This window comes from Streptomyces griseus (assembly GCF_900460065.1).
Lineage (GTDB): Bacteria > Actinomycetota > Actinomycetes > Streptomycetales > Streptomycetaceae > Streptomyces > Streptomyces griseus.
The window spans coordinates 212,480-217,431 of record NZ_UAVD01000033.1; the positions used below are offsets into that span (position 1 = coordinate 212,480).

A 4,952-nucleotide genomic window follows, 5' to 3' on the forward strand; every position below is an offset into this window, starting at 1 on the left:
ACACGGGGAAGCCGACCGTCTATTCGACCGCGCCCACGGCTTCACGTGTCTCCTTGCCGAGAAGTTCGTCGAGCAGGAGGGTGGAGGGCAGCGCGGAGTTGAGGTACACGTACTCGCGGTGGTGCTCGACGACCGCGAGCAGGGTGCGCAGCGTGTCCACGGCGCCCTCCCGCTGCTCGGCGAGATGCTGGGCCTGGGCCAGCAGGCCCAGATGGAGGGGGAGGTGGATCCTCGTCCGGGACAGCCGCATCTCCGTCAGCGCGTTCATCATCTTGGGGATGCCCTCCCGCTGCCCCCCGTGAGCGAGGGCCCAGCCGAGCGGGACGTTCAGCATCGCCGCCCAGGACGACAGGCCGTGCTGGGCGGAGAGTTCGACGCCCTGCGCTCCGAAGTCCCCGGCCGCGTCCGGATCGCCCTCCCAGGCGGCCACCATCGCGTTGACGTAGAGGGCGTGGACCCGGTCCCAGGGCCTGTCGCCCCACTGCGTCAGCCTCAGGAGGCGACGGCCCTGCTCGGCCGCGGCCGAGCGTTCGCCCATCAGCCAGCGGGCGAAGACGTCGTGGGTGCGGAAGTAGACGCGTGGGTCGGACCGGTACATCCCGTCCGGCAGCCGCCCCTCGCGTGCCAGCCGTTCGGACAGTTCCACGCCGTGCTCGAACGACCGCAGCGCGTCGGGCAGCCGGTCGCGGATGAACATGGTCATCCCCTCGCCGTACACCGCGCCCAGCCGGGCCGCGGGATCCCCCGTGCGTGCGGCGATGGCCTTCAACCGGTCGGTGAGCCGCCCCGACTCGTCGTAGCGTCCCCGGACGAGGAGCGACACACTCAGCATCGACAGCGCCGCCGGGTCGTCGGACCGGTGCGGCGGGGTGCCGGGGGTGTACCCCCGGAGGATCTCCGACTCGGCCTCCGAGTCGCCGAACCCGCGTACGTGGCCCAGCAGATGGGCCAGTTCACCGTGGAGCCGGGGCACCAGGCCCCGGGCGGCCGAACCCTCGGGCAGGGAGCCGGAGACCGAGATGGCACGGCGCAGCCACATCTGGCGGTCGCCCGCGGCCAGCCGCGACCCCGCGTTCTCGGCCGCGCTCAGGAGCCAGGGAAGCGCCCGCTCCGGCGGCACGGCGCCCCCGGCGCGCCAGACGTGGTGGGCGACGCGGTCGCTCCGCTCGGGGGTGCTCTCCCCGGCGGAGCGCGGGGACAGGGCGTACGCGTACGCGGCGTGCAGCCGCCGGCTCTCCTCGCCGGTGAGGTCGCCGACGAGCACCTCCCGGGCGCGTGGTGGGGTGAGCCGGAGGCGGCCGGCGGGCCGTGGGCCGGCGGCGAGCAGCCCGTGCCGGACCGCCGACTCCACGATCGCCACGGCGCCGTCGCCGCCCGCGGCCCGGCACAGGGAGTCCCCTTCGATGTCGGGTGCGGCGATGGCGCAGAGCCGCAGAAGCCGCAGGACCGGTCCCGGCAGCTCGGCGAACTCCTGGCGCAGGACCTTGCGCGCGCACGGGACGACGAGGCCGATCAACTCGTCCGCGTTGCCGGGGTCCCGGAGGTCGCCGGCCTCGCGGAGGAGGGAGAGCATCTGGAGCACGAAGGAGGGGCTGCCCACGGACTGCCGGTGCAGCGCTTCCACCACGCGGCGGTCGACGCCCGGCCCCGAGTGCGCTTCGGCCAGGGCGGTGACGTCGGGGAGGGTCAGGGCCCCGAGCCGCAGGACCTGCGTGTTGGGGCCCCTGAGTATCCCGGTCATCGTCGGGTACCGGGAGCCGTCGGGCCAGGTCTCCAGGTCCCAGCCGGTCAGCACGATCCCGAGCGCATGTCCCTGGCGGCGGTTGGCCAGCAGGCGGAGCACGTCCAGCGAAGCCGTGTCCGCCCGGTGCACGTCCTCCAGGAGCAGCACCAGAGGCCGCCGCGCCGCCAGGTCGAGCAGGATCTCGCAGAGCGCGTCGTGCGTCCGGAAGGGGTTTGGCGGGTCGCCCGGCCCGGCGTCGCCGCCCGGGCCCGGCTGCCATCCGGGCAACAGCGGCGCCAGCAGCGCGCCGAACGGAGCTGCGGCCGACCGGAAGGCCTCGGGCCGTGCCGTCGCGAGCCGGCGCAGCACCTGTGTCCACAGCCAGTAGGGCGGAACGCCCTCGCCGGAGAAGCTGCTGCTCCGAACCGTCTCGATGTTCTCGTCCAGGGCCCGAAGGCGGTGGACCAGTTCCATCACGAGATGCGTCTTCCCGAGCCCGGAGAAACCGAGGACGCACGCGAGGTGTCCGCGGCCGGCGGCCGTTTCGGCCATGGCGGCGACGAGAACATTCAACTCCCGTTCGCGGCCTATCAACGGAGAGGCGACCCCCGGTTCGTCCGGTGCGGGCACCGGGGCGGCGGACCCGGTCGGCGTCTCCCGTTCCCGACCGTCCGGCATCTCCCGGGCCCCTGCCGCCGGTTCCGCCGGCTCGGCCGGCGCCCAGGTCGCGGCGGGCCGCGCGAGCGTGCTGGACATCGTTGTCCGGACCTGGCGCGGAAACACGGTCGCTCCCGGACGGGCGGGGCCGCCGGGTGCGCCGCGTGCGCGCCCGCCCAGTTCCTGCCGGAGGAGAGCGGTGTGGAGCTTCTGGAGATCGGCGCTCGTGTCCACCCCGAACTCCTCGGCCAGATAGTTCCGCGTGTACGCGTACATCTCCAGCGCCTCGGCCTGCCGGCCGGACCGGAACAGCGCGGTCATCAGGTGGCCCACCATGCGCTCCCTGGCCGGGTGCTGACGGACCTCGCGCTCCAGTTCGGCGATCACCTCGGCGGTCCGCCCGAGGAGGAGCCCGGCCTCCGCGGACGATTCGAGGGCGGTGAGCCGCATCTGTTCGAGACGGGCGCTCTCGTCGGCGATCGACGGATGGGTGTGGAACTCCGCGTACGGAGCGCCGTGCCACAGCGTGAGCGCCCGGGTGAGGTGGTCCCGGGCGGCCAGAGGGTTCTGCCCCGTGAGCAGCCGGCGGCCGGTGGAGACGAGCTGCTCGAAGCGGTACGCGTCCACCTGGTCCGACGCGAGCCGCAGGACGTACCCCGGAGCCTGGTGGCGCAGGATCGCGGACCTGCCGGGGCCGGCCGCCGGCGCCAGGGCCCTGCGCAGGTGGGAGATGTGGCTCTGCAGGGTGGCGACGGCCTGCTGGGGGCGGGCGTCCCGCCACAGTTCCTCGATGAGCACCGTGGTGGGGACGACGCGGCCCAGCCTGATGAGGAGGAGGGCCAGGAGCGCCCGGCGGCGTGGTGGTCCGAGGGCCACGTCGCGCCTCTCGTAACGGGCCGACATCGGCCCCAGCACCTGAAGCTCCGGCCCGGAGGGTGCGGGCGGTGATGAGGGCTGCGAGGCCCCATCGGCCTGATGCACGAACATATTCTCCTGCCCCATTCGTTCGCACGCCTAAGACGTCGTCGGTGAATACACCTTAGAACAGCGATCTCATCCGCGGGGATTTTCCCGGTGGTCATGGAGGCCCGAAGCCCTAGGGCGAAACGTGCGCGGATGTCAACGGCGCAGATTCGCCGGTGAGGCGAAACCGGCCATGCGGCACGGTGAATTTCCCAGGGATACGCGGAGGGCCCCGGGCGCCTTGGATCCCCCGTACGGGCCTTTGACCGCAACCTCGGGGAACGCCCGGGCCGGTGCATCGGCAAGCGAACGGCAGGGATGTGGACAAGTCCTTGCGCCGGGGTGTCAGCGAACCGGCCAGCGTCCAGCAAGGGGGATGGGTCAACATGATCGAAACCGGAATTTTCCGAGTGGCCCGAGCCAATCGCTCGGCGCGGATCCAGGAGGCGTCACACGGTGTTCGCGATTCTTTTTCCTGGTCAGGGCTCGCAGTTCCGGGGCATGGGCGCAGATGTTTTCGGCCACTATCCGGGCATCACCCGATTCGCCTGCGATCTCCTCGGCTACGACCTCCCCGCACGCTGCCGCGACAACCAGGACGACGTGCTCTCCCGTACGGAGTGCACGCAGCCGGCTCTCTTCACCGTCAACGCGCTGCACGCCTTCGAGCGGGAACGCCGGGAGGGCCGGCCCGCCGACTGCTACCTCGGGCACAGCCTGGGGGAGTACAACGCGCTCCTCGCCGCGGGGGTCTTCGACTTCGAGACCGGTCTCCGGATCGTCCAGAAGCGCGGCGAGTTGATGGCCGCGGCTTCGGGCGGCGGCATGACGGCGGTCATGAACACCCCGGCCGAGCGACTCCTGGAGGTACTGGGCGCCGACGGCGTCGAGGGCGTGGAGGTGGCGGCCCACAACACCGACACCCAGATCGTGATCGCCGGCGCCGACGGCGCTCTCCGGGCCGCCCACGCCTCCCTGCGGGCGCGGGGCATCCGCTTCGCCCCGCTGCGGGTCGGGGCGGCCTTTCACTCGCGCGCCATGGAATCGGCGCGCACCGCGTTCGAGGTATTCCTCCGCCAATTCACCTTCGCGGAACCCTCGGTGACCGTGATATCCAATGCGAGCGCACGCCCCTACGAGGGAAGCATGATTCCGGAGCTGCTGTGTCGGCAGATCGTCGAACCCGTCCGATGGGTCGAAAGCGTCCGGCATCTCCTCGATCGTGACGCCTCCCTGGAGTACGAGGAGATCGGCGGCACATCGCTGCTCCGCATGGTGAAAAGCATCGCGAAATCCGGCCCTCGGGCCACTCTGACGAAAAGCGGGGTATGAGACATGGGGCGAACCCAGCGCCTGCGGACCATGATCGAGGAACAGTTTCTCGTTGAATTCGATGAAGAACTGACCGATCAGAGCGACCTCTTCAAGGTCGGGGTGATCGACTCCTTCGGCTATGTCCAGCTCCTCGGCTCCATCGAGGAGGAGTTCTCGATCCAACTGAAGGACGAGGACTTCCTCAAGGACATTCTCACCTCGCTGGAATCCATCGACGCCTTCGTGGCGAAGAAGATCGCCGAGCGCGGCGACCGCTGAAGCAAGGAGACCCCGC

At 71.2% G+C, this 4,952-nt stretch carries 3 protein-coding genes; 2 read left to right on the plus strand and 1 reads right to left on the minus strand.

All coding sequences use genetic code 11. From position 1 onward, the window contains the following. Positions 1 to 19: 19 nt before the first annotated feature. Positions 20 to 3,367, minus strand: coding sequence for an ATP-binding protein (locus DTB53_RS25195; protein ID WP_370454223.1), 3,348 nt, complete (start codon positions 3,365 to 3,367; stop codon positions 20 to 22). Between the two features lie 432 nt (positions 3,368 to 3,799). Between DTB53_RS25195 and DTB53_RS25200 the strand changes: the two genes are divergently transcribed. Next, the gene (locus tag DTB53_RS25200) at positions 3,800 to 4,675 is read left to right on the plus strand and encodes an ACP S-malonyltransferase (protein ID WP_012382211.1); all 876 of its coding nucleotides are present in this window, start codon (positions 3,800 to 3,802) and stop codon (positions 4,673 to 4,675) included. A 3-nt stretch (positions 4,676 to 4,678) separates the two neighbouring features. Continuing rightward, positions 4,679 to 4,936, plus strand: coding sequence for an acyl carrier protein (locus DTB53_RS25205; RefSeq protein ID WP_003971103.1), 258 nt, complete (start codon positions 4,679 to 4,681; stop codon positions 4,934 to 4,936). Positions 4,937 to 4,952: the final 16 nt, after the last annotated feature.

Bases quoted from the DNA above. Each gene is read 5' to 3' on its own strand.
- DTB53_RS25195 (WP_370454223.1), bottom strand. From the start codon at position 3,367: ATGTTCGTGCATCAGGCCGATGGGGCCTCGCAGCCCTCATCACCGCCC.
- DTB53_RS25205 (WP_003971103.1), top strand. From the start codon at position 4,679: ATGGGGCGAACCCAGCGCCTGCGGACCATGATCGAGGAACAGTTTCTC.